Origin of the sequence: Novosphingobium sp. (assembly GCF_040398825.1) — a bacterium.
In the GTDB taxonomy this organism is placed as follows: domain Bacteria; phylum Pseudomonadota; class Alphaproteobacteria; order Sphingomonadales; family Sphingomonadaceae; genus Novosphingobium.
Genome location: NZ_JBBATI010000025.1, coordinates 29,027 through 51,957, shown reverse-complemented (window position 1 = coordinate 51,957; position 22,931 = coordinate 29,027). Strand labels below are relative to the sequence as shown.

The 22,931-nt window shown below is 65.7% G+C and carries 19 protein-coding genes; 12 read left to right on the top strand and 7 right to left on the bottom strand.

All coding sequences use genetic code 11. From position 1 onward, the window contains the following. Nucleotides 1-172 precede the first annotated feature (172 nt). Nucleotides 173-937: an SDR family NAD(P)-dependent oxidoreductase gene (locus tag ABWP89_RS12835; RefSeq protein ID WP_353229719.1), complete on the top strand. Its 765-nt coding sequence runs from the start codon at nucleotides 173-175 to the stop codon at nucleotides 935-937. A 41-nt stretch (nucleotides 938-978) separates the two neighbouring features. On the opposite strand, the gene ABWP89_RS12830 is transcribed toward ABWP89_RS12835, so the two are convergent. Next, the gene (locus tag ABWP89_RS12830) at nucleotides 979-3,006 is read right to left on the bottom strand and encodes a protein-disulfide reductase DsbD family protein (RefSeq protein ID WP_502915285.1); all 2,028 of its coding nucleotides are present in this window, start codon (nucleotides 3,004-3,006) and stop codon (nucleotides 979-981) included. Between the two features lie 261 nt (nucleotides 3,007-3,267). Between ABWP89_RS12830 and ABWP89_RS12825 the strand changes: the two genes are divergently transcribed. Together ABWP89_RS12825 and ABWP89_RS12820 are read left to right on the top strand one after the other, a co-directional pair. Then, entirely contained in the window at nucleotides 3,268-4,959 is a 1,692-nt protein-coding gene (locus ABWP89_RS12825) for an alkaline phosphatase family protein (RefSeq protein ID WP_502915283.1), read from the top strand. A 65-nt stretch (nucleotides 4,960-5,024) separates the two neighbouring features. Next, on the top strand, nucleotides 5,025-6,191 hold the full coding sequence (locus ABWP89_RS12820; protein WP_502915284.1) for an FAD-dependent monooxygenase: 1,167 nt from the start codon (nucleotides 5,025-5,027) through the stop codon (nucleotides 6,189-6,191). 16 nt (nucleotides 6,192-6,207) lie between these two features. Here ABWP89_RS12820 and ABWP89_RS12815 read toward each other — a convergent pair whose 3' ends face one another. From ABWP89_RS12815 to hemC, 3 genes are read right to left on the bottom strand one after another with little or no spacing between them, the layout of a single operon-like run. Further along, nucleotides 6,208-7,122: a hypothetical protein gene (locus ABWP89_RS12815; RefSeq protein ID WP_353229717.1), complete on the bottom strand. Its 915-nt coding sequence runs from the start codon at nucleotides 7,120-7,122 to the stop codon at nucleotides 6,208-6,210. Nucleotides 7,123-7,154: 32 nt separating this feature from the next. Beyond that, nucleotides 7,155-7,835: a uroporphyrinogen-III synthase gene (locus ABWP89_RS12810; RefSeq protein WP_353229716.1), complete on the bottom strand. Its 681-nt coding sequence runs from the start codon at nucleotides 7,833-7,835 to the stop codon at nucleotides 7,155-7,157. A gap of 10 nt (nucleotides 7,836-7,845) precedes the next feature. After that, nucleotides 7,846-8,808 (bottom strand): hydroxymethylbilane synthase, encoded by a 963-nt coding sequence (hemC, locus tag ABWP89_RS12805; protein ID WP_353229715.1) that lies wholly within the window; start codon nucleotides 8,806-8,808, stop codon nucleotides 7,846-7,848. 45 nt (nucleotides 8,809-8,853) lie between these two features. Between hemC and tsaD the strand changes: the two genes are divergently transcribed. The 4 genes from tsaD (at nucleotide 8,854) to ABWP89_RS12785 (ending at nucleotide 13,071) form a co-directional block, all read left to right on the top strand. Then, complete coding sequence (gene tsaD, locus ABWP89_RS12800; protein WP_353229714.1) at nucleotides 8,854-9,903, top strand: tRNA (adenosine(37)-N6)-threonylcarbamoyltransferase complex transferase subunit TsaD; 1,050 nt, start codon at nucleotides 8,854-8,856, stop codon at nucleotides 9,901-9,903. A 34-nt stretch (nucleotides 9,904-9,937) separates the two neighbouring features. After that, nucleotides 9,938-10,990, top strand: coding sequence for an NAD(P)H-dependent glycerol-3-phosphate dehydrogenase (locus tag ABWP89_RS12795; protein ID WP_353229713.1), 1,053 nt, complete (start codon nucleotides 9,938-9,940; stop codon nucleotides 10,988-10,990). Between the two features lie 139 nt (nucleotides 10,991-11,129). Further along, nucleotides 11,130-12,581 (top strand): lipopolysaccharide biosynthesis protein, encoded by a 1,452-nt coding sequence (locus ABWP89_RS12790; protein WP_353229737.1) that lies wholly within the window; start codon nucleotides 11,130-11,132, stop codon nucleotides 12,579-12,581. Between the two features lie 16 nt (nucleotides 12,582-12,597). Beyond that, the gene (locus ABWP89_RS12785) at nucleotides 12,598-13,071 is read left to right on the top strand and encodes a helix-hairpin-helix domain-containing protein (protein ID WP_353229712.1); all 474 of its coding nucleotides are present in this window, start codon (nucleotides 12,598-12,600) and stop codon (nucleotides 13,069-13,071) included. Between the two features lie 70 nt (nucleotides 13,072-13,141). Here ABWP89_RS12785 and ABWP89_RS12780 read toward each other — a convergent pair whose 3' ends face one another. Continuing rightward, complete coding sequence (locus ABWP89_RS12780; protein WP_353229711.1) at nucleotides 13,142-13,705, bottom strand: hypothetical protein; 564 nt, start codon at nucleotides 13,703-13,705, stop codon at nucleotides 13,142-13,144. Between the two features lie 44 nt (nucleotides 13,706-13,749). Beyond that, on the bottom strand, nucleotides 13,750-15,936 hold the full coding sequence (gene uvrB / locus ABWP89_RS12775; protein WP_353229709.1) for an excinuclease ABC subunit UvrB: 2,187 nt from the start codon (nucleotides 15,934-15,936) through the stop codon (nucleotides 13,750-13,752). 164 nt (nucleotides 15,937-16,100) lie between these two features. Here uvrB and ABWP89_RS12770 point away from each other — a divergent pair, with 164 nt between their 5' ends. Then, the gene (locus ABWP89_RS12770; protein WP_353229708.1) at nucleotides 16,101-16,664 is read left to right on the top strand and encodes a DUF3617 domain-containing protein; all 564 of its coding nucleotides are present in this window, start codon (nucleotides 16,101-16,103) and stop codon (nucleotides 16,662-16,664) included. 114 nt (nucleotides 16,665-16,778) lie between these two features. On the opposite strand, the gene ABWP89_RS12765 is transcribed toward ABWP89_RS12770, so the two are convergent. Next, nucleotides 16,779-17,549: an outer membrane protein gene (locus tag ABWP89_RS12765; protein ID WP_353229707.1), complete on the bottom strand. Its 771-nt coding sequence runs from the start codon at nucleotides 17,547-17,549 to the stop codon at nucleotides 16,779-16,781. Nucleotides 17,550-18,016: 467 nt separating this feature from the next. Between ABWP89_RS12765 and ABWP89_RS12760 the strand changes: the two genes are divergently transcribed. The 4 genes from ABWP89_RS12760 to ABWP89_RS12745 all read left to right on the top strand — a co-directional run bounded on the left by ABWP89_RS12760 (nucleotide 18,017) and on the right by ABWP89_RS12745 (nucleotide 22,920). Then, nucleotides 18,017-18,886 (top strand): esterase/lipase family protein, encoded by an 870-nt coding sequence (locus ABWP89_RS12760; protein WP_353229706.1) that lies wholly within the window; start codon nucleotides 18,017-18,019, stop codon nucleotides 18,884-18,886. 155 nt (nucleotides 18,887-19,041) lie between these two features. After that, nucleotides 19,042-20,325: an MFS transporter gene (locus tag ABWP89_RS12755; RefSeq protein ID WP_353229705.1), complete on the top strand. Its 1,284-nt coding sequence runs from the start codon at nucleotides 19,042-19,044 to the stop codon at nucleotides 20,323-20,325. Nucleotides 20,326-20,490: 165 nt separating this feature from the next. After that, nucleotides 20,491-21,939, top strand: a complete 1,449-nt coding sequence (locus ABWP89_RS12750) for a circularly permuted type 2 ATP-grasp protein (RefSeq protein WP_353229704.1) — start codon at nucleotides 20,491-20,493, stop codon at nucleotides 21,937-21,939. Between the two features lie 33 nt (nucleotides 21,940-21,972). Further along, on the top strand, nucleotides 21,973-22,920 hold the full coding sequence (locus ABWP89_RS12745; protein ID WP_353229702.1) for an alpha-E domain-containing protein: 948 nt from the start codon (nucleotides 21,973-21,975) through the stop codon (nucleotides 22,918-22,920). The last annotated feature ends 11 nt before the right edge of the window (nucleotides 22,921-22,931 follow it).

Here is a 22,931-nt window from a genome sequence, read left to right as displayed (position 1 = left end):
ACCAAAGCGGTCGGGCCTTTTCAGGCATCCTCTCCCAAACCTTTCAAGGGGGTTGGCGCATGCGCCAACCCCCCTTTTTTTGTCCGGGCTGACAGCAACAGGATTGCGCCGTTGCCAAACTATCGCCGCTCGTTAACACACCGGCGAAATGAACGACGCGACAGGATGGCCGATGGAAACCCCACGTTATGCGCTTGCCGGGCGGATTGCCCTGATCACCGGGGCCAGTTCGGGGATTGGCGCGCATCTGGCGCAGGTGTTTGCCGCGGCGGGGGCAAAGGTCGTGCTGGGCGCGCGGCGGGTGGACCGGATTGCTGCGCTGGCGGAACAGATCGGGGCAAGCGCGCTGCCGGTGGCGCTGGACGTGACCGACGAAGCATCGATCATCGCCGCCTATGACGCGGCAGAGGCGCATTTCGGCACGGTCGATACGGTGCTGGCCAATGCCGGGATTGCCGAAGCGGGGCGTGCGATCGATCTGACCGCTGACCAGGTGCGGCGGGTGATCGACACCAATTTTACCGCGGTGTACCTGACTGCGCGCGAAGGGGCGCGGCGGATGATTACCGCGGGCAGCAAAGCGACCGGGCGCGGGCGGATCGTGCTGACCGGGTCGATCACCGCCGAAATGACCGGGCAGGGTGACAGCGCCTATGCCGCCAGCAAGGCGGCAGTGGTGCATCTGGGCCGGCAGCTGGCGCGCGAATGGGCGCGCCAGGGGATCAACGTCAACACCGTGCAGCCAGGCTATATCCTGACCGAAATCGATGCCGACTGGTTCGCCACCGAGGGCGGGCAGCAGCAGGTGGCCGGCTGGCCGCGCCGGCGGCTGACACCGATCACTGCGCTGGATGATCCGATGTTGTTTTTCGCCTCGGACGCGTCGGCCTATGTCACCGGCGCGCACATCAGCGTGGATGACGGCCAGTCGCTGTAACGCGGTGGATGATACCAAGTCGCGCCATGCGCGACTTGGTTTTACTTCGCGGCGAGGTCGGCCAGTGTTGATGGCGTCATCACCTGCGCCAGTTTCTGCGGCTCACCCCCGGCGGGGTACCACAAGTACAGCGGCACCCCGGCGGCGCCGGCGCTGGTCAGAAAACGTGTGATCGCAGGGTCACGCCGGGTCCAGTCGCCCACCAGCACCACCACCCCCGCTTTTTTAAAGGCGGCGGCGGTGGCGGCGGTTTCGATCGAGACGTTTTCGTTGACCTTGCACGACAGGCACCAATCGGCGGTGAAATAGGCAAACACCGGCCGTCGCGCGGCGCGTGCGGCATCCAGCGCGGCCTGGCTGAACGGCGTCGCGCCGATCAGGCTGGCATCATCGTGGCGTTCGGCATTGGCCAGCCGTGGCGCGCCCGCCCCGGCCACGACCGCGACCACCACCAGCGCAGGTGCCAGCCACGTGGCAACGCTGCGCCCCGCGTGCTGCCCGCGCCCGGCCAGGCCCAGCAACAGCAGCATCGCCACCGCCAGCGCGATTGCCGCCGCCGCATATGTATTGCCACCCAGCCGCCACGCCAGCCAGGCCAGCGCCAGCACGGTCAGCCCCATTGGCACCGCCATCGCCCGGCGAAACCATACCATCCACGCGCCCGGGCGCGGCAGGACCCGACGCAGCGCCGGGATGAACCCGATCGCCAGAAACGGTAGTGCCAGCCCCAGCCCCAGCGCGCCAAACACCGCCAGCGCTGCCCATACCGGCAGCACCAGCGCCGCGCCCATCGCGGCTGCCATGAACGGCCCGGTGCAGGGTGTGGCCACAAACGCCGCCAGCAATCCGGTGCCAAATGCGCCCCAGGCGCCGCCCTTGCCAGGTGCGCCTCCCGACAGCGACAGGCCCGGCAATTCGTACAATCCGGCAAAATTGGCAGTAATCGCCATGGCCAGCAGCAGCAGCACCGCGACCACGCCGGGGTCCTGCAACTGGAACGCCCAGCCGACTTCGCTGCCGGCGGCGCGCAAGCCCAGCATGACCCCGCCCAGCGCAAGGCATGCCAGCATGACCCCGGCGGTATAGGCCAGCGCCTCAACATGCGCGTGCTGGCTGTTGCCGCGTGCCAGCGCCAGCGCCTTGAGACTGAGGATCGGGAATACGCAAGGCATGACATTCAGCACCAACCCGCCCGCCAGCGCGCCCAGCACCGAAAACCCCAGCAGCGCCCACGAAAAGGCCACGGGCGTGCCGCCATTGCCGGCAATCGGCGTGCCGCCCGCGGCGACCGTCCCGGGCTGTGCGGCAAAGGTGATGCCGCCGCGATCCTTGCCATCGCCATCGTGGCCCAGCGCCAGCACGCCCGACAGTGTGGAGGCGGGCTGTGGTGCGGGGCTTTTCGATTTGGCCAGATCGATGATCAGGCTGTCACCCGCGCGCGCGAACCGCTGCGGCGCGGCGTAGTCGATGACGCCATCATCGGCGATGAACACGTGCGGGTCGGTGATTGCCGTGGTGGCGGGAAAGGGGATCGACAGGCGGTATCCGGTCGCGGTCACCGCAAACCGTGCCGGCTGGTCCAGCGCGGCGGGCAGTGCGGCGCGCCAGGCGGCAAATCGGGGATCGGCCGGCGCGGCCGCACCCGGCGCAGCAACCGTGACAGTGGCGGACAGCGTGGCCTCTTCGGGCACGCAGATCGCGGCGGTGCAGGCCAGCCATTGCGCCTTTGCGCTGATTGGCAAATTGCTGCCGGGGGCCGCATCGCGCGGCAGCGTGAACGGGATCAGGAGCGCGAAATCGTGCTCGTAGACGTGGTTCATCAGCCCCGCGACCAGCAGTGTCTGTGGCACCGGAAACTGCATCGGGCCGGTCGCTGCCCCCTTGGGCAGGGTCCAGTCGAGCGTGGGGGGCAGCCCGGCATCACCGGGATTTGACCAATAGCCGTGCCAGTCGCGGGCGGGCTGCATGACCAGCGCCAGCGTCACGGTTTCGCCCGGCGCCCCGGCGTGTTCGGCAGCCAGGCTGGCGTGAATATGTGTCGGTTGGCCGGGGGACAGGCTTTCGGCCATGACCTGCCCGCCCAGCACCAGCGTGATCAGCACCGCAACCAGGGCAACCGTCCGCGCGGCGAACAGGCGCAGGGTTGCGGGCAGCGCGATTCTGGCCGGGTGTCGGTTGATATGAATGGGGAAAATCCGATGCGGCGTGACAATGGTGCAGGCCCCCTTGCACCGCGCGCCCGGGAAGGCCATCAGCGGCACAGATACTGACCCCGTTGATCCGAGTCCAGCCTGACCGCGGGACCGGGCTGCCAAGGAGCACCAAGAACCATGCGCTTTGCCCACAAGGCCATGCTGTTGCTGACCGGTTTGACCCTGCCGCTGGCCCCGGCCGCGCTGGCGCGGGATCATGCAAAGGCGCCGGTGGCTGTTATGCCTGCGTCCGCTGCGCCCGCCCCGAATGCGCCAAAGCTGGTGATCGCGATCGCCATCGATCAGTTTTCGGCCGATCTGTTTGCAGAGTACCGGTCGCAGTTTACCGGCGGGTTTGCCCGGCTGGCCAGCGGCGGCGTGTTTCCCGCCGGGTATCAGTCGCATGCCGCGACCGAAACCTGCCCAGGCCATTCCACCATTCTGACCGGGATGCGGCCGGCACACACCGGGATCATTGCCAACACCTGGTTCGATCAGTCGGTCGCGCGCGCCGGCAAGGCGGTCTATTGCGCAGAGGATGAAACCCGGACCGCGGCCGTGCCCGGCGACTACGTTGCCTCGGTCGCGCATCTGAAGGTGCCGACGCTGGGCGAACGGGTCAAGGCGGCCTGGCCGACCAGCCGCAATGTTGCGGTGTCGGGCAAGGATCGCGCGGCATTGATGATGGGCGGGCACCGCATCGATGAAGTGTACTGGTGGAAGGGCAAAGGCTTTGTCACGCTGGAGGGCGCGACGCCGACGCCTCCGGTGATTGAACAGAACGCGGCGATCACCGCGGTGCTGGCCAGCGGCGCGCCCGGGCTGGATCTGCCCGAGTCTTGCGCCGCGCACGATCACGCCATTACTGCGGGCGCGGTGACGGTTGGCACCGGGCGCTTTGCGCTGGAACCGGGCAATGGCAATGGCTTTCGCGTGTCGCCCCGGCTGGATCGCGCGGTGCTGGAACTGGCGACGCGGCTGGTCGATGCGGACAAGCTGGGGCGCGGGCCGACCCCCGATGTGCTGGCGATCAGCCTGTCGGCGACCGATTACATCGGCCATGGTTATGGCACGCAAGGCGCCGAAATGTGCATCCAGTTGCACCAGATCGACGCCGCGCTCGGCAGCTTTTTCGCCGGGCTGGATGCGCGCGGGATTGATTATGGCGTGGTGCTGACCGCCGATCATGGCGGGTTTGACCTGCCCGAACGCCAGCGTGAACAGGCCGCACCGCAGGCCCAGCGCGCCGATGCCGCGCTGCTGCCCAAGGCCTTGTCCGAACGCGTGGGCGCAGGCCTGGGGCTTGATCCCGCCGGGCTGTTCCTGGCCGAAGGGCCATCGGGCGATGTGTGGGTGCGCACCAACCTGACCGCCGATCAAAAGGCGGCGGCCATCGCTGCCGCCCGCGCCGATCTGCTGGCCCGGCCGCAAGTGGCTGCGGTGTTTTCGGCGGCGGAACTGGCGGCGACGCCGATGCCCGGCGGATCGCCCGAAACCTGGACGCTGATCCAGCGTGCGCGCGCATCGTATTATGCGCCGGTGTCGGGCGATTTTGTCACGCTGCTGAAGCGCGGGGTGATGGCGATGCCGGTCCCGGCGCCAGGCTATGTGGCAACGCATGGCAGCCCGTGGGATTATGACCGGCGCGTGCCGATGCTGTTCTGGCGCAAGGGGATGACCCCGTTTGAACAGGCCAGCCCGGTGGAAACGGTGGACATCGCACCCAGCCTGGCGGCATGGATCGGGCTGAAACTGCCGGCGGACACGTTTGACGGGCGCTGTCTGGACCTGGATGCCGGGCCGGGCACCACTTGCGGAGCCGGCCAGTGACCGGGTCGCTGGGGCCGGTGCCGATCGCCGCCGATGTGGTCATCCTGGGCGGTGGCCTGGTTGGCATGACCCTGGCGATCGGGCTGGCGCGCGAAGGCATTGCCAGCGTGGTGGTCGACAATTCCGACCCGGGGACGCAGACGGCCGAGGGTTTTGATGGCCGTGCCTCGGCCATTTCGACCGCCAGCTGGAACCTTTATACCAACCTGGCCATGGCGGCAGAGCTGGAGCCGCGCGGCTGCCCGATCGCGGCGATTGCGGTGACCGATGCGATGAAGCCAGGGCGCATCGATTTCCGCCCCGATGAAGGCGAAGGATCGCTGGGCCGGATGTTTGCCAACCGCGATCTGCGGCTGGTGATGTACCAGACCGCTGCGCGTGAAAGCCTGATTACCTATCTGCCGCGCGCCAATGTGGTGCAGCGCCACCGCGATGCGCATGGCGTGGTGATCACGCTCGACACCGGCACGGTCATCAATGGCCGCCTGCTGGTCGCGGCCGAGGGACGCCGGTCGCCCACGCGCGATGAAGCCGGCTTTACCCCGGCGCGGTGGAGTTATCACCACCGCGCGGTGATCGCCGGGCTGATCCACGAACGGTCGCACGACAATGTGGCCTGGGAAATTTTCTATCCGGCTGGTCCGTTCGCGTTGTTGCCGCTGCTGGATGATGACGCGGGCCGTCATCGCAGCGCGCTGGTGTGGACGGTGGCCGAAAACGACGCGGCGGGTGTGCTGGCATTGCCCGATGCGGCGTTTCTGGCCGAAGTTTCGCAACGCATGGGCGGGATGTTTGGCGCGCTGACGCTGGCATCACCGCGGTCATCGTGGCCGCTGGATTTCCATCACACTGCCAAAGTGGCCGAACAGCGGCTGGTGCTGGTGGGCGATGCCGCGCATGGCATGCATCCGATCGCCGGGCAGGGCCTGAACCTGGGCCTGCGCGATGTGGCGGCGCTGGTTGAGGTGCTGGGTGACGGGATGCGCAAGGGGCTGGACCCGGGCGATGCGCAATTGTTGACGCGGTATGAACGCTGGCGTGCGCTGGACAGCATCATGGTGGCCGGCGCGACCGACGTGTTGACGCGGCTGTTCGGCATTTCCGGACGGTTGCCATCGGCGGCGCGGCGGATCGGCATGGCCGGGGTGCAGCGCAGCCCTTTGCTCAAACGGTTTTTCATGGACGAGGCGCGCGGCATGCGGGGAAAGCTGCCTGCGCTGCTGCAGGGCTGAACCGCAGCGCGCGTTTTCAGCGCGCGGGCACCGGCGTGGTTGTGGTGGCGGCAGGTGGTGCTGCCTGCACGGTCGCCGGCGGGGTGATCGGTGCAACTGTTGGCGTTGCCAGCGCGGTGCTTTCCAGCTGATCGAGCGCGTGCTGCGTGGCCAGCCAGTCGCGCGCGTGCGCCAGCCAGTCGGTTGCCGCGTCCTTGCCCGGCATCCGTTCCACTTCGGCAATCGCCAGATCGACGCGTTGCCCGGCCAGCGCGATGCGCGCGCGGGTCATCCGGCTTTCCGGGGCGGGCGATGGCATGTCATCGTGGCGGATGACGAACATGCCGGCGATCTGGCGCGACATCCAGTCCCAGCTGCCCTCGCTGGCCGGGCCGGCGGTGAGGCGCGGTTGCAGCATGATGAACTGTTCGGTCAAGCCGCCGATGGTCACCGGTTTTTGCGCGGCGGCGACGATCTGGTCGACGGCGGTCGGCTGGCTGTCACCAAACCGCACGCGCAGCGCGGTTTCCAGATAGCCCAGTGGCTGGCCGCGGTCGACCGCGCGGCGTGCGGCCAGCGCCACCAGCAGCGCTTCGGCACGGGTGGCCTGCCCGGATGCGGCGACGGCCTGCTGGTTCAATTCGGCCAGCCGCTGTTGCAGCGCGGACAGCCGCGCGGTGGCATCGGCAAGTGCGGCATTGGTGGCGATCAGATTGCCCTGCGCGACGATGGTGGCGGTCGCGGCGGTCGGTGCCGCAACCGGGGTGGTTGGCGCGGGTGGCGACAGCAGGGCGGGCAGCGATTTGTGCAGCCAGCCAGTGTGCCAGCCGAACCATGCGCCCGCCACCAGCCCGATCAACACGAGCGTGGCCATGACCACCGCCAATCCACGCCGGCCGGAACGTCGCAGCGGACGTAGATCGACCGGTGGATTGATTGTCGTGTCCTGCATGCGTGCTTTTTCGCTTTGTTGTGTCCCGAAGGTCACAGGGTCTGACACATTTGCCGGGCCAAGGAAAGCAGTGCTTGATCATCGGGATTTTCGGCGATGGCAATCGCCTGCCAGCCGGCGCCTGCGGCAGCCGCGATTCGCGGGGCCAGGCAGGCCAGTGCGATTCGGTTCCGGGCCAGACCATGGCGATCGCACTGGCCGCACCAATGGCGCGCAGCCTCTGCCGAATGGAGCAGCACCAGCGCCGGGCCTTGCTGCAGCAGCGCGGCCATGTCCGGCGCCAGTGGCTGGGCCTGTGCGGCATAGACCACCACATCATGAATGGTCACGCCAGGCGGTGGTTGCAGCGGGACATGCGCGGCGCCCGCCAGCCGCAGATAGTGGCCGGGGGGCAGCGCCGCGACGACCATCTGCAATCCGCCGCTGCCGGTGGTGGCTACGGTGAATCCGGCGTCACGCGCGGCGCGCGCGGTCGCCGGCCCGACGACATGGGCAGGAATGGCGCGCAAGCCATCAAGCCCACGGCCGCCATGCGCAAACACCGCCGCGCTGCCGACGAGCACCCCGTCCCAGCGCGTTGTGGCGTCGATCTGCCATTCTGCCGCGGCATAGGCGAACAGCGGGGCGGCAAGGGCATCCAGGCCCAGCGCATGCGCGGCGCGGCAGGTTGCGGTGTTGCCCGGTTCCGGGCGCAGCACCAGCACCGGGCGCATCGCGCAGGGCTTATCCGACGCTCTGGAAATGCCGGGTGATCGCGGCGGGGGCATCGGCCAGCAGTTGATGCGCCAGTGTGGTCGCCTGTTCCGGCGCGCCGACAGGCACGGTGATTTCACCGGTCACCCGGTCGGTGCCATCGGGGCTGTAGAGCGCGGCGATAAGATGCAGCGTATCGCCGTCGTGCCGGGTCAGCACCGCGATCGGGCTGTGGCAGGTGCCGCCCAGCCCGGCCAGCAGCGCGCGTTCAGCGCGAATCGCGGCATGGCTGGGGGCGTGGTCGATCGCGGCAAACAGCGCGATGACATCGTCGCGCGCGGCCAGGCATTCGATGCCGATCGCGCCCTGCGCCGGCGCCGGCAGCCAGGTGGCGGCATCCAATGGCGTGCCCACATCGGCCACCCCCAGCCGGTCCAGCCCGGCGGCGGCGAGCAGCGTGACATCGGCCTCACCGCGTTCCAGCCGGCCCAGCCGCGTTGCGACATTGCCGCGAAACGACACCACGGTCAGATCGGGGCGGGTGTGGAGCATTTGCGCGGCGCGGCGCGGCGCGCTGGTGCCGACGCGTGCGCCGGCAGGAATCGTGGCAATGCTGTCGGCGCCGATCAGCGTATCGCGCACATCGGCGCGCGGCAGTACGGCAGTGATTGTCAGCGTGGCGGGGCGGACGGTTTCAACATCTTTCATCGAATGCACCGCGGCGTCGATGGTGCCATCGGCCAGCCACACATCCAGTTCTTTGGTCCACAGCGCTTTGCCGCCGATTTCGGCCAGCGGGCGATCGAGAATGCGATCGCCACTGGCGATCACCGGCACGAGTTCGACTGCGCTTTCGGGCCAGCCATGCGCCGCACACAGCCGTGCGCGGGTTTCTTCGGCCTGGGCCATGGCCAGCGGGGATTGGCGGGTACCGAGCCGCAAAATTGCAGGGCTTGCGGTTTCGGGCGACGGGGGCGTGGTCGGATCAGTCATGCACCGCTTGCTGTATATGCGATTATCTCTAAGGGAAAGCTCCCCATGGCATTGATCCTCGGCATTGAATCTTCGTGCGATGAAACCGCGGTGGCGGTGATCGACGGCCTCGGCGCGACGTATGGCGCGCGCGTGGTGGCGCAGCGCATTGCATCGCAGGATGCGGCGCACCGGCCTTACGGTGGGGTCGTGCCCGAAATTGCCGCGCGCGCGCATGTCGAAGTGCTGGCGCCGATGGTCGCGGCCACGCTGCACGATGCCGGGATCACGCTGGAGGCGATCGACGCGATTGCCGCCACCGCCGGGCCGGGGTTGATCGGCGGGGTGATGGTCGGGCTGGTCACGGGCAAGGCATTGGCGATGGCGGCCGGCAAGCCGCTGATCGCGGTCAACCATCTGGAGGGCCATGCGCTGTCGCCGCGGCTGGCCGACCCGACGCTGGTCTATCCCTATCTGTTGCTGCTGGTGTCGGGCGGGCATTGCCAGATTCTGGAAGTGCGGGCGTTGGGCGATTATCGCCGGATTGCCACCACGATCGACGATGCGCTGGGCGAAGCGTTTGACAAGACGGCCAAGATCCTGGGGTTGGGCTATCCCGGCGGGCCGGCGGTGGAGCGGATGGCGCGTGATGGCAATGCGCGCGCGGTGCCGCTGCCACGGCCGCTGCTGGGCAGCGCAGAGCCGCACTTTTCGTTTGCCGGGCTGAAAAGTGCGGTGATGCGCGCGCACGAAACCGGGCTGCATGATCCGGCCGATCTGGCTGCGGCGTTTCAGCAGGCAGCGATTGACTGTGTGCTGGATCGTCTGCGCGTGGCCCTGCGTTTGTCGGGGCCGGTCAGCGCATTGGTGGTGGCCGGCGGCGTGGCGGCCAACCAGGCGTTGCGCGGCGCGTTGCAGGCGGTGGCAGATGATGCCGGATTGCGGCTGGTGGCGCCGCCGCTGCCGCTGTGCACCGACAACGCCGCGATGATCGGCTGGGCCGGGGCGGAGCGTTATGCGCTGGGGCTGTTTGACCCGCTGGATGTGGCGGCCCGCCCGCGCTGGCCGCTGGATGCCAACGCCGCGCCGGTGCGCGGCGCAGGGGTGAAGGCATGAACCCGCGCCAACAAAAGCGCGCAGGGGTGAAGGCGTGACCGGCGTTGGTGTCATCGGTGCGGGCGCGTGGGGTACGGCGCTGGCGCAATTGCTGGCCAGTGACGGGAATCACGCGGTCAGGCTGTGGGCACGGTCGCCCGGTCTGGCGCAGGAAATCAACCAGACTCGCGCCAATCTGCGCTATTTGCCGGGGGTGGCGCTGCATCCGGGCGTGGTGGCGACCAATGATCTGGGCGAATTGGCCGGGCTGGGCGTGCTGCTGCTGGTCACCCCGGCGCAGGCCGCCGGTGCTGTGCTGACGCAGTTGCCCGATTTTGCGGGCGATCTGGTGTTGTGCGCCAAGGGGATCGAGGCTGGCAGCGGCCGGCTGATGGTGGATGTGGCGCGCCAGGCGCACCCGCGCGCGCAGATCGCGGTGCTGTCGGGGCCGACCTTTGCGCACGAAGTGGCCGCCGGATTGCCCACCGCGGCGACGCTGGCGTGCAGCGGGGGGCAGGACCAGTGGCAGCGGCTGGCGCCGCTGTTGGCGCGACCGGCGTTTCGCCCGTATTTTTCGCAGGACGTGATCGGCGCCGAAATCGGCGGCGCGGTCAAAAACGTGCTGGCGGTGGCCTGCGGCGTGGTTGAAGGGCTGGGGCTGGGGCAGAATGCGCGCGCGGCATTGATCAGCCGGGGTTATGCCGAAATGGTGCGCTTTGGACTGGCGTGCGGGGCCGATGCCGAAACGCTGACCGGGCTGTCGGGGCTGGGCGATCTGGTGCTGACCTGCAATTCGCCGGGCAGCCGCAATTTTGCACTGGGCATGGCACTGGGGCAGGGTGCCAGTGCGGCGGCCGTATTGGCGGAATGCCATACTGTTGCCGAAGGCGCGCATACCGCGCCGGTGCTGGCCGACCTGGCGCGCGCGCGCGGCATTGCCATGCCGATTGGCGATGCCGTCGCCGCGCTGGTATCGGGAACCGTGCCGGTCATGGCCGTGGCCGAAGCGCTGCTGGCGCGACCGTTGCGTTCAGAGTTGGATCAGGCCACAATGCGTACAGTCACCGGGCGGCAGACTGATATGATGGGGGAACCCGGGCTTGGCTAAGGCGATTGCCGGTGTGAACGACGTGACCGTGCCGATTGTGGCAGGCGGAACCGCGTTTGCGCCGGGCGCAGACCACCATACCGACAATGGCGATGATGGCGACATTGCCGCGTTGGCCAAAGGTGGCCGTACCAATATCATGGGATTTCTGGTGCGCCTGATCGCCAGGGTGCCGTTTCTGTTCATTGCCAGCCGGCTGTACGGCGCCAGCGCGATGGGGCGGCTGGCTTCGGCGCTGGTGATGGTCGAATTTGCCGGGTTGCTGGCGACGCTTGGGCAGACGCGTGGCCTGGCACAGCGGCTGGATGAAACCGGCTGGTCCGGGCGCAAGCAAAGCCTGGGCGAAGTCTATGATCCCGACGCGGCCACCCATGCCGTGGCTGATGCCCTGCTGGTGACCACGCTGCTGGCGGGGGCGATGTCGCTGCTGATCTGGTGGTTTCCGCAATCGATGTATCCGCGCGGCAATTTCAGCCTGGCCGAACGGCTGCTGGTGCTGGCGGTGTGGACAATGGCGGTGGGCGATATTGCGCTGGCGGCGCTGGCATTCCGCTTTGACATTGCGACCACGGTGCGCGCGCGCGCGGTGGTGGAACCGTGGACGCTGTCGATCACAGCGGGGCTGGCCTATTTTGTCTATCCCGAAGGCGGGCTGGCGCTGGCCTACCTGGCCTCGGTCGCGGCGGCGACGGCGGTGGCGCTGGTCGCGCTGGTGCGCGCCTATGGCCTGCCCCGGCGCTGGCGCCCGCGCCCGCTGGCGCTGTTGCGGCTGGCACTGCGCAACATGCCGCTGGCCGGCGCCGATGCGGTGGAGTGGGGCACGCGCAAGATCGATGTGTTCATCCTGCGCTTTTTCATCGGCAATGAGGCGCTGGGGATCTATTTCTTTGCGCAGCAGTTTGCGTCGTTGCCACAAAAGCTGAAGACCAGTTTTGAACCGGTGCTGGGGCCGGTGATCACGCGCAATGTGCGCACCGGCAACATGGCCGCGATTGCCGCACAAGTGTGCCAGGTGGGGTTCTGGATCACTGCAGCGCAGACCGGCATTGCGCTGGCGCTGGCCATCCCCGGCGCCGGGCTGATGGGGCTGGGCGGGCCGGCCTTTGTGCAGGGCACCATGGCATTGGTGTTTCTGCTGGTGGCCGAAGTTGTCGCCGCGACCGGCGTGGTGAGCGAGGCGGCACTGATCTATGTGGCACGCATGCGCAATTTGTGGATCAGCCTGGCCACGATCGTGGTGCAGGGAACTTTGACGCTGGGCTTTATTCTGGCGGGGCAGCATTTTGGTTTGCCCGCGGTTTGGCAGGCGGCGCTGGCGGCGCTGGCGATGGCGCTGACGCTGGGGGTCAGCTCGTTGGTCAAATCGATCCTGTTGTCACGGATTGTCGGCGCATCCATCAACAATTGGCGCTGGGGTCTGGTGTTTGCGGCGATACCGGCGGCGCTGGTTGGCGCGCTGGCGCATCTCTTGCCCGAATGGGCTGAACTGCTGTTTGGCATTCCGGCGATTGTCACGGTCTATTGCATGATTATCTGGCGGTTCGGGTTCGGGCCGGAAGACCGCGTGCTGTTGCGCAAACAACCGGCATGAAAAGGGTTGGACGACGATGATGGCGTGGATCGAAGCAAACAGCATGCTGGCGGCGGGCATTGCGCTGGTCGTGATCGGCCTGATCTGGCTGGTGCTGTCGCGGCGGCGGCGCCCGGCGCTGCGCCGCGATTATCACGATGTCCTGTCCGAAGGGGCGGGGCCGGCGCAAAGAAATTCCGCGCTGATCGACGCCGCGCCGGCGGCGGCGATCGTGCCGCCGGTGATTGCCGAGCCGGTGGTGGTGGATGCCACCGGCGATGATCTGACGCGGATCAAGGGTGTTGGGCCGAAGTTGAGCCGGCTGCTGAATGATCTGGGGATCACGCATTATGCGCAGATTGCTGCGTGGACCGAGGCCGATCTGTCCGCGATCGACCCACAGTTGGGGGCGTTTGCCGGGCGCCCGGCGAAGGATGGGTGGATTGAACAGGCCGCGTTGCTGTGCGGTGGTGATACCGCCGCTTATGAGGCGAAGTTTGGCAAATTGTGAGCGGATGTGTTTTTTGAAAAAGGCGTGATTTTCCAGCTAAGATTCTGAAATTTCAAAATGGCTTAAGCTATCACGGCTTGGCGTTGTGGCAGCGTTTCACCACGTCGCGGGGCGGTTCGCCGGCGCTGACCTTGATCAGCCCGCCGCCGGGCAGGGTACCGGTGAACGGCCCGGTGAACACGTCGGTATCGGCGTCGGCGCCATCCAGACTGCCCTGCCAGACATAGCCGCGCTGGCCCGGCACGGCGGTTGCGTCCACCGGTATGCGCACGATGCGGTGTTGTCCTTCGATCGCGAACAGCGCGCCCGCGCCCAGTTCGGCGGCGATCGGCCGGGTGATCAGCAGCCGGCCGGCGGTGCAGGACAGCGTCAGCATCGCGCCGGCGCCCGGGACGCCGAAACGGGCAGTGTCACCGTCCAGGGCCCAAACCGCCTTGCCATCGGCGTTAGTGGGTAACTGGGGCGCGGGCAGCGGATCGACGGGGGGCAGCGTGACACGGCGCGCATCCAGCGGGCCGTCATCGCTTTGCGCGTCGGCGCTGGCCTGCGGTAGCGGCGTGGCCTGCGAACAGGCGGACAGCACGATCAGCGCGGCGACCGCGATAGAATGGCGAAACAGGGGCAAAATCCTCACGCCCAAGGCTATAGGCATTGATCGCGGGTGGCCGCAAGTCCGGGTTATTTGCCCCACTTCGCCTGTTTTTTGCTGAACCGGGTTTTGCGCGTGCCAGGCTTGCCGGCATCGCTGCGGCCGACGATGGGCGCCTTGCGATCGGGGTCGGGCAGTCCGAGTTCGGTCGATACCAGCCGGCGGATTTCATCGCGCAGCCGCCCGGCCTCTTCAAATTCCAGATCGGCAGCGGCGGCGCGCATGCGCTTTTCCAGATCCTCGATGTATCCGCGCAAGTTGTGGCCAACCAGATTGTTGCGGCCATCGTCCTCGATATCGATGATCACGCCGTCGCGGCTGGCGGTATCGGCGATGATGTCGGCAATGCCGCGCCTGATCGACGTCGGGGTGATGTCGTGTTCGACGTTATAGGCCTGTTGCTTTGTGCGGCGGCGGTCGGTTTCGGCAATTGCGCGTTCCATCGATCCGGTCATGCGGTCGGCATAGAGGATCACCCGGCCATCGATATTGCGCGCGGCGCGGCCGATGGTCTGGATCAGGCTGGTTTCGCTGCGCAAAAAGCCCTCCTTGTCGGCATCGAGGATGCACACCAGGCCGCATTCGGGGATATCCAGCCCTTCGCGCAGCAGGTTGATGCCGACCAGCACGTCATAGACGCCGAGCCGCAGATCGCGGATCAGTTCGATGCGTTCCAGCGTTTCGACATCGGAATGCATGTAGCGCACGCGCAAGCCGGCCTCGTGCATGAATTCGGTCAGGTCTTCGGACATGCGCTTGGTCAGCGTGGTGACCAGCGTGCGATAACCGGCGTCGGCCACTTTGCGGCATTCGTTGATGCAATCCTGCACCTGGTCTTCGACCGGGCGGATCAGCACCGGCGGGTCGATCAGCCCGGTTGGGCGAATGACTTGTTCGGCGAACACGCCGCCGGCCTGTTCCATTTCCCAGGTGCTGGGCGTGGCCGATACCGCCACGGTTTGCGGGCGCATCGCATCCCATTCGTTGAACCGCAACGGACGGTTGTCGATGCAACTGGGCAGGCGAAAGCCGTATTCGGCCAGCGTCATCTTGCGGCGGTGGTCGCCGCGCGCCATCGCGCTGACTTGCGGGACGGTCTGGTGGCTTTCATCGAGAAACAGCAGCGCGTTTTCCGGCAGATATTCGAACAACGTCGGCGGCGGTTCGCCCGGCAGGCGCCCGGTGAGGAAACGACTGTAGTTTTCGATCCCCGCGCATGATCCGGTGGCGGCGATCATTTCCAGATCGAAATTGGTGCGCTGTTCGAGCCGCTGCGCTTCGAGCAATTTGCCCTCTGCTTCCAGTTCCTTGAGCCGTTCGGTCAGTTCGAAGCGGATTGCATCGGCGGCCTGCTTCATCGTCGGGCCGGGGGTGACATAGTGCGAATTGGCATAGACGCGCACTTTTTCGAGCCGGGCGCCGGCCTTGCCGGTCAACGGATCAAATTCGGCGATGTCCTCCACATCGTCGCCAAAAAAGCTGATGCGCCAGGCGGTGTCTTCGTAGTGCGAGGGGAAAATTTCGATCGAATCGCCGCGTACGCGGAAGGTGCCGCGGGCAAAGGCAAGATCGTTGCGCTTGTATTGCAGCGCGACCAGTTTGCGGATGATGTCGCGGCTGTCGACGCTATCGCCTTTTTTCAGGTCAAAAATCATCGCCGAATACGTCTCGACCGAGCCGATGCCGTAGATGCACGAAACCGAGGCGACGATGATCACATCGTCGCGTTCGAGCAGCGACCGCGTAGCCGAATGGCGCATGCGATCGATCGCCTCGTTCACCGAGCTTTCTTTTTCGATGTAGGTGTCGGAGCGCGGAACGTAGGCCTCTGGCTGGTAATAGTCGTAGTACGACACGAAAAATTCGACCGCGTTGTCGGGGAAAAAGCTTTTGAATTCGCCATAGAGCTGCGCGGCCAGGATCTTGTTGGGCGCCAGGATCAGCGCGGGGCGCTGCAATTCCTCGATCACTTTGGCCATGGTAAAGGTCTTGCCCGACCCGGTCACGCCCAGCAGCACCTGGGTGCGTTCGCCATCGCGCGCGGCGGCAACCAGATCGGCAATCGCGGTCGGCTGATCGCCCGCCGGCTGGTATTCCGACACGACTTTGAACGGCCGCCCGCCTTCGGCCTTTTCGGGCCGCTGCGGTTTGTGTGGAACGAAAGTGCCAGAGGTATCGGGCTCAGACAGGCCCCTGCGGATAACGAGTTCGGCCATGGTGTTTGCGGGTGTTCCGGATGCGGGGTTGGTATGCCCCGCCAATATGGGCGTTCCTGTCCCGTTCCGCAATCAGCCGTGGCAGGCAGCGAGGGCAATTTGGCACCGCGCCCAATTGCTGATATCCTGCGCCTTGAAAACACGGTGGACGAGGGGATGGGGCAATGCGGATCACGATAACCACAATCAGCCTGCTGGCCGTGCCTGCGCTGTTGGCCGGATGCGGCGAAAAGAAGGCGGTGGAGGTGAAAAACGCCAGCGCCAGCGAAGTGGCCAGCAAAGTGACCGATGCCGGCATTCATTTTCAACCCGGCGCATGGGAAACCACGGCGAAAATGGCGGACGTGTCGATCGAGGGCCTGTCGCCCGAAATGGCTGCCGCGATGAAATCGGCCATGGCACAGAATGCTGCCGGCCCAGCCCATGTGACGCGCACCTGCCTGACCCCGGAAAAGGCGGAAAAGCCCGACAGCACGTTTTTCGGGAAGGGCGATTCGCACTGCACTTATAAGGATTTCACGATGGGCGGGGGCAAGATTGCCGGGACGATGGCCTGCAAGGACGAAGGCGGCGACCGCACCATGACCATGAACGGCAGCTATACCCCAGACAGCTATACCATGGACATGACCATGGCCGGCGACCACGGTGGCAAGGCGATGACCATGCATCTGGTCGCCACGTCGCACCGCGTGGGCGATTGCAGGCCGGATGACCGGACGAATTGATGGGTGATGCAGCGTGCCGGGGGTTAACCCACGGCGCGCGACCAGCGGGCACTGCACGATTTGCCAATTGCGCAATGCCCGTTGGTCACGACGACCACGTCTCCATTCAAAGTGTCAAAAGCGGGCGTTTACGCCGATCGTGGCGGTGAAGAAATGGGTCTTCATGTCCGCGACAAAGCCGCTGGTTCCACCTCCTGCGCTTAGCGCAGAATTGCCGAAATCGGAATAGAGCCCCGTGGCGGCCAGCGTGATGCGCGGGGCTATGCGGTATTCCAGGCCGCCGCCGCCGGTCCAGCCCGTGGTCTGGTGGCGCGAAACGGTAAAGCCGGAATTGGTGATCAGGGTTTGGCGCAGATCGCTGAGCGCCAACCCGCCGGTGCCGAAGACAAGCAGGCGATCGAACGCAACGCCGGCGCGCGCGCGGACGGTGCCGACCACGGTGCCATGGGTATAAGTGGCATAGCCTTCATTGGGCCCGGCGACGCCCGTGCCCAGCCCGGCGGCGCCAGTGGAAAAGGTGGCGATGTTGAAATCGCTTTCGGCGCCGATCACCATATGCCCGAATTGATAGTTATAGCCCAGCCGGGCGCCAGCGCCGGCGCTGGTTCTGGTGCGGTGGTCTGCGATCGGCTCAGTCTGGACAACCGTCTGCCCGCTGATCTGCAAGACTGGCGGCCCGTCGGTTGATCCGCCGGTCGGCTCAACAACCGGCGCCTCTGTCGTATAGGTGTTCGTGCCGGTGGCCGACGATGTGGCGGCCTGCACAGTACCGTTGACCCCGCCATAAAAGCCGGTCCAGTTGTTGGCGGGAGCCTGGGCTTGCGCCGAATATGCGACAAATGTAAGCAGTAAAACGCTCGAAAAGATCTTGTTAATGTGCGTCATTTTAACACCCCTCCTGCCCGGTTGTTACCAGTACTGATAAAAAGCCATTGGTTTTATTTTCATGGAAATTTCTTAAAACAAGAATGTTGGATTGTCTGCTTTGCCTATTGTGCAATAGCCTGATTATCTTTGATTAGTTGAGTGGTTTTCGGATGTATTGGATAAAATCTGCAATCCCTGCAGGTCGTAAGGTAAATCGCCCGCGGGTGGATTGCCCGCGAAAGTCCGTGCCGGTCGGCCGTGCACCCCGCACGGTCCCGCGCACGCGCGCGCCGTGTTCTACCGTGGCGGGCAGTCGCGTCGTGCCGTCTTCATATCATCCCCTGGTCTGGGAAGATTTTGGTGGGGTGGTTGGCGGCTTGTTTGATAATTTATGCCCCAAAGGGCGGTTTTTGACATCAATATGTCACAATCGGAAAAGTGTCGCGTTCATCGCCGGTTGATCTCATGGTGGGCATGAGATGGCGATGAAACGACTTCCCTCTGCGGGCCTGGCCCTGACACCGTTGCGATTCGCGGGCGCTGCTGATCGCGATCTGGGCGATCGGTGGCGTGATGCGCGGGCGCGGCTGGGAGATTGGCGGCGGGCGATTGCCTGGCGCGGGGCGCTGGCGTTTCAGCCGCGGCCGAGCGAGGCGCGCGGGCCGGCATTGCCGCGGTTGTTGAGCGAATTGAAAACGCCGTTTGAACTGTGGCGCGCGCGGGGTGCCGAACGGCGCGATCCGACCGCCATGCTGCCACCGGGGTTGTCGCGGCCGGTGATGCTGTTGCCCGGGTTTGGCACGCACCCGTTGCGGATGCGGCGGCTGGGCCATGTGCTGGCGGCCGCCGGGCACCGCGTGGCAGACTGGGGGCTGGGGTTCAATTTCGGGCCGGATGCCGACCGGTTTGACCGGTTGTGCGAACGCGTGGTGACGATGGCGCGGCGTGAAGGCCAGCCGCTGGTGCTGATCGGGTGGAGCCTGGGCGGATTGTTTGCGCGCGAAATTGCGCATCGGCATCCTGATGCGGTGGCGATGGTGATCACCATGGGATCGCCGTTTTCGGGCGACCGCCGTGCCAACAATGCCTGGCGCGCCTATCAGCTGATTACCGGCCACCTGGTTGATGCGCCGCCGGTGGGTGACCGCTGTTTCGGTGTAAAGCCGCCGGTGCCGACAGTGGCGCTGTGGAGCCCGCGCGATGGTATTGTATCGCCGCGCAGTTCGTGTGGGCGACCGGGCGAGCGTGATCGTGCGCTGGCGATGCGCTGCACCCATCTGGGCTTTGCCAGTCACCCCGATGTCGCCCGTGCGCTGGTGGGGGTGATCGCCACGCTGGATCAGGATAATCCCTGAGCTGAGCCCTTGCCGTGCTCGCAGATAGCCTGGCGCCTGGGGATAGCCCCCACTCCAACCCCTTCGCTGAAGCGGAGGGGCTTAAGATGGCTTGGCGGTCGGGTGTAGGCGCGCCATAGTCATCCGGTACGGCATTGGCGCGGATCGGGGATGGCATGGGGCAGGTGGACGGGGTTGATGGCGTGGCGGTGCTGCGCCGGGCCAGTTGGCGGATCATCCCGTTGCTGGGGCTGGCCTATATGATCGCGTTCATGGACCGGTCGAACATCAGCTTTGCCGCAAAGACCATGAACGCCGACCTGGGATTTTCGGCGACAGTCTATGGCATTGGCGGGGGCGTGTTTTTTGCGTCGTACGCGCTGTTTGAAATCCCGTCGAACCTGTTGCTGGAACGCGTGGGCGCGCGGCGGTGGATTGCGCGGATCATGATCAGTTGGGGGCTGATCGCCGCCGCGATGATGTTTGTGCAGACCGCCTGGCAATTCTACGCCTTGCGATTCTTGCTGGGGATGGCGGAGGCAGGGTTTTTCCCGGGGGTGATCCTGTACCTGTCGTTGTGGTTTCCGCGTGCAGCGCGCGGGCGGGCGATCAGCCGGTTTTATATTTCGGGACCGCTGACCCGCGTGGTGATGGGGGTCCTGTCGGCCTGGCTGCTGGCGCTGAACGGGGCCGGCGGGTTGAAAGGCTGGCAATGGCTGTTTCTGGTCGAGGGGCTGCCGGCGGTGCTGGTTGGCCTGCTGGTGCTGTATGCGCTGCCCGAAACGCCGCAGTCGGTAACCTGGCTGACGCCAGCGGAAAAGGACTGGCTGGCGGGGCAATTGGCGGCGGATGCGCCGGTTTCGGCGCGCCATGGCAATCCGCTGGCCGCCTTACGCCTGCCGGTGGTGCTGTTGCTGGGCATGGTCGGGCTGTTGACCACGTGTGCCTATTACACCTTTACCCTGTCGGAACCGCAGATCCTGGCGCAAGTGACAGGCTGGTCGATGGCATCGATCGGCGCGCTGGTCAGCGTCAGCGGGCTGGTGGGGGCGGCAGGCATGCTGTTTACCGGGTGGTTGTCGGACCGCAGTGGCGCGCGACTGCCGTTTCTGCTGGTCAGCACCGCGCTGGTGATGATCGCCTATGCGTTGTTTGCGCTGAACGGGGGGCTGGCGTTGGGGCTGGTGGCCTATGTCCTGTTTGTAGCCAGCTGGGGATCGGTCACGTTGTCGGTGTGGATGCTGTGCACCGATCTGGTGCAGCCACGCAACATGGCGGTGGCCACCGCCATGGTCAACACGATGAGCCAGACCGGGGCGTTTTTCGGCCCCATCGGCTGGGGCATCGCGCGCGATGCGACCGGTGGCTATCACGCCGGGTTTGTCGGGCTGTTTGTGGTGCAATTGCTGGCGCTGGGGTTTGTGGTCGGATTGATGCGATATCGGCACGGGCAACGGTGATTTTGCCAAAAAGGGCGTTGCCGCGATCGGGCCGGGCTGGAATGGACACCAGATGGGCCATGTCTTGCGGGGAAGCGCCATTTTTGATCGAGGTCATTCAACGGTAAACCGACTTGTCCGCAAGGCTCACCTGTGCAAGCTTGCGCGGCGAGACGGAATGAACCCATGACCAGTGCCACACCGACAGCCCCCGCCTATGACGAAATGCTGGATGGCGATGGCGCCGTGCGCCCGGGTTATGAAGGGTACAACCAGTGGCTGGCCGCGCAACCGCCAGGGCACCTGAAACGCAAGAGGGTTGAGGCGGAGGCGTTTTTTCGTCGCACCGGCATCACCTTTAACGTTTATGGCGCCGCCGATGCCGAAGAACGGCTGATTCCGTTTGACCCGGTACCGCGCATCATCACCGCCGGGCAATGGCGCAAACTGTCGCGCGGGATCGAACAGCGGGTACGCGCGCTGAATGCGTTTTTGCACGATCTGTACCATCGCCAGGAAATCGTGCGCGCGGGCCGCCTGCCCGAACGGTTGTTGTGCGACAATGCCGCCTATCTGCCGCAGATGGCCGGGTTTACCCCGCCGGGCGGGGTGTACACGCATATCGTCGGCATCGATCTGGTGCGCACCGGCGAAGACGATTTCATGGTGCTGGAGGACAATGCCCGCACCCCGTCCGGCGTGTCGTATATGCTGGAAAACCGCGAAACCATGATGGCGATGTTTCCCGAACTGTTCACCCGCGTGCGGGTGCGCGAGGTTTCGGATTATCCGCGTCGGCTGGCGCGCAGCCTGGCCGCGTGCGCACCGCCGGCGTTTGCCGCCGATGGGCGCGACAAGCCGACGGTGGCGGTGCTGACCCCGGGCATCTACAATTCGGCCTATTACGAACATGCCTTTCTGGCCGACCAGATGGGTGCCGAGCTGGTCGAGGGCAGCGATCTACGCGTCGAAGGCGGGCGCGTGGTGATGCGCACGACGCGCGGGTGGCAACCGGTCGACGTGATCTATCGCCGGGTCGATGACGATTTCCTGGATCCGCTGTCGTTCAATCCGACGAGCGTGCTGGGCGTCGCCGGGATCATGGATGTATATCGCGCGGGCGGGGTAACGATCGCCAATGCGCCGGGCACCGGCATTTCGGATGACAAGGCGATTTACAGCTTCATGCCGGAAATCGTCGAATTCTATACCGGGGAAAAACCGATCCTGCCCAATGTGCCGACCTGGCGCTGTTCAGAGGCGGATGCGCTGGGCTATGTTCTGGACAACCTGGCCGATCTGGTGGTGAAGGAAGTGCACGGGTCGGGCGGGTATGGCATGTTGATCGGGCCGACCTCGTCCAAGCGCGAAATTGCGGCGTTTGCGGCCAAATTGCGCGCGCGGCCAGACAATTACATTGCCCAGCCGACGCTGTCACTGTCGACCGTGCCCACCTTTACCAAGGCCGGGCTGGCGCCGCGCCATGTCGATCTGCGGCCGTTTGTGCTGGTCAGCCCGCATGGCATCGATATTACCCCGGGCGGGCTGACGCGGGTGGCGCTGAAAAAGGGATCATTGGTGGTCAATTCGTCGCAAGGTGGCGGCACCAAGGACAGTTGGGTGCTGGATGATTAGACCTTGGCGCAATCGGCAGCCGGGATGCGCGGCATGCTAGGGCGTTCGGCCAACGGCATCTTCTGGCTGTTCCGCTATCTGGAGCGCGCGGAAAACACGGTCCGGCTGATCGAGGCCGGGTTTCGCATGGCGCTGACCCGCGACAGCGGAGCGGCGAGCGAGGAATGGCGCAGCGTGCTGATCACGCTGGGGCTGCACCGTGCGTTTGCGGCGCGTTATGGCAAGGACGTGACCGGGCCGCAGGTGTTCAATTATGTGCTGCGCGACCGCGACAACCCGGCCAGCGTGCTGGCGATGATCGAAATGGCGCGCACCAATGCGCGGATGGTGCGCACCGGGATCACCCGCGAAGTGTGGGAAGCGGTCAACGAAAGCTGGATGAAGCTGAAGGATGTGCTGGCACGCCCGGTGACCGAAACGCGGCTGCGCGATGTGCTGGATGCGGTGCGGCGGCAATCCACGCTGGTGCGCGGCGCGATCGAAGGCACCATGCTGCGCAACGACATCTTTTATTTTGCGCGGATCGGCACGTTTATCGAACGCGCTGACAACACCGCGCGCATTCTGGATGTGAAATACTATGTGCTGTTGCCCAGCCTGTCGGCGGTGGGATCGAGCCTGGACAATGTGCAGTGGGACAATGTGTTGCGTGCGTGCGCGGGGGAACGCGCCTATCGCTGGCTGAATGCCGGGCAGATGGACCCGCGCGGGATTGCCCAGTTCCTGATTCTGGACGAACGCTTCCCGCGCAGCCTGGCGTTCTGTTATGACGAACTGTCGACCAACCTGGCGTGTCTGGCGCGCGAATACGGCTTTGACACCGAGGCGCACGGCATTCAGCGCGATGCCCATGCACAATTGGCGGGCCTGACCATCGAAGGCATTTTCGACCAGGGCCTGCACCAGTTTATCGAGCAATTCCTGGCCTGCAACTATCGCCTGGCGCAACAGATCCAGCGCGATTACCGCTTTGTCGAATGACCGGACCGCCC

Bases quoted from the DNA above. Each gene is read 5' to 3' on its own strand.
- ABWP89_RS12835 (WP_353229719.1), top strand. From the start codon at position 173: ATGGAAACCCCACGTTATGCGCTTGCCGGGCGGATTGCCCTGATCACC.
- ABWP89_RS12830 (WP_502915285.1), bottom strand. From the start codon at position 3,006: ATGGCCGAAAGCCTGTCCCCCGGCCAACCGACACATATTCACGCCAGC.
- ABWP89_RS12825 (WP_502915283.1), top strand. From the start codon at position 3,268: ATGCGCTTTGCCCACAAGGCCATGCTGTTGCTGACCGGTTTGACCCTG.
- ABWP89_RS12820 (WP_502915284.1), top strand. From the start codon at position 5,025: ATGACCCTGGCGATCGGGCTGGCGCGCGAAGGCATTGCCAGCGTGGTG.
- ABWP89_RS12815 (WP_353229717.1), bottom strand. From the start codon at position 7,122: ATGCAGGACACGACAATCAATCCACCGGTCGATCTACGTCCGCTGCGA.
- ABWP89_RS12810 (WP_353229716.1), bottom strand. From the start codon at position 7,835: ATGCGCCCGGTGCTGGTGCTGCGCCCGGAACCGGGCAACACCGCAACC.
- hemC (WP_353229715.1), bottom strand. From the start codon at position 8,808: ATGACTGATCCGACCACGCCCCCGTCGCCCGAAACCGCAAGCCCTGCA.
- tsaD (WP_353229714.1), top strand. From the start codon at position 8,854: ATGGCATTGATCCTCGGCATTGAATCTTCGTGCGATGAAACCGCGGTG.
- ABWP89_RS12790 (WP_353229737.1), top strand. From the start codon at position 11,130: ATGGGATTTCTGGTGCGCCTGATCGCCAGGGTGCCGTTTCTGTTCATT.
- ABWP89_RS12785 (WP_353229712.1), top strand. From the start codon at position 12,598: ATGATGGCGTGGATCGAAGCAAACAGCATGCTGGCGGCGGGCATTGCG.
- uvrB (WP_353229709.1), bottom strand. From the start codon at position 15,936: ATGGCCGAACTCGTTATCCGCAGGGGCCTGTCTGAGCCCGATACCTCT.
- ABWP89_RS12770 (WP_353229708.1), top strand. From the start codon at position 16,101: ATGCGGATCACGATAACCACAATCAGCCTGCTGGCCGTGCCTGCGCTG.
- ABWP89_RS12765 (WP_353229707.1), bottom strand. From the start codon at position 17,549: ATGACGCACATTAACAAGATCTTTTCGAGCGTTTTACTGCTTACATTT.
- ABWP89_RS12760 (WP_353229706.1), top strand. From the start codon at position 18,017: ATGAAACGACTTCCCTCTGCGGGCCTGGCCCTGACACCGTTGCGATTC.
- ABWP89_RS12755 (WP_353229705.1), top strand. From the start codon at position 19,042: ATGGGGCAGGTGGACGGGGTTGATGGCGTGGCGGTGCTGCGCCGGGCC.
- ABWP89_RS12750 (WP_353229704.1), top strand. From the start codon at position 20,491: ATGACCAGTGCCACACCGACAGCCCCCGCCTATGACGAAATGCTGGAT.
- ABWP89_RS12745 (WP_353229702.1), top strand. From the start codon at position 21,973: ATGCTAGGGCGTTCGGCCAACGGCATCTTCTGGCTGTTCCGCTATCTG.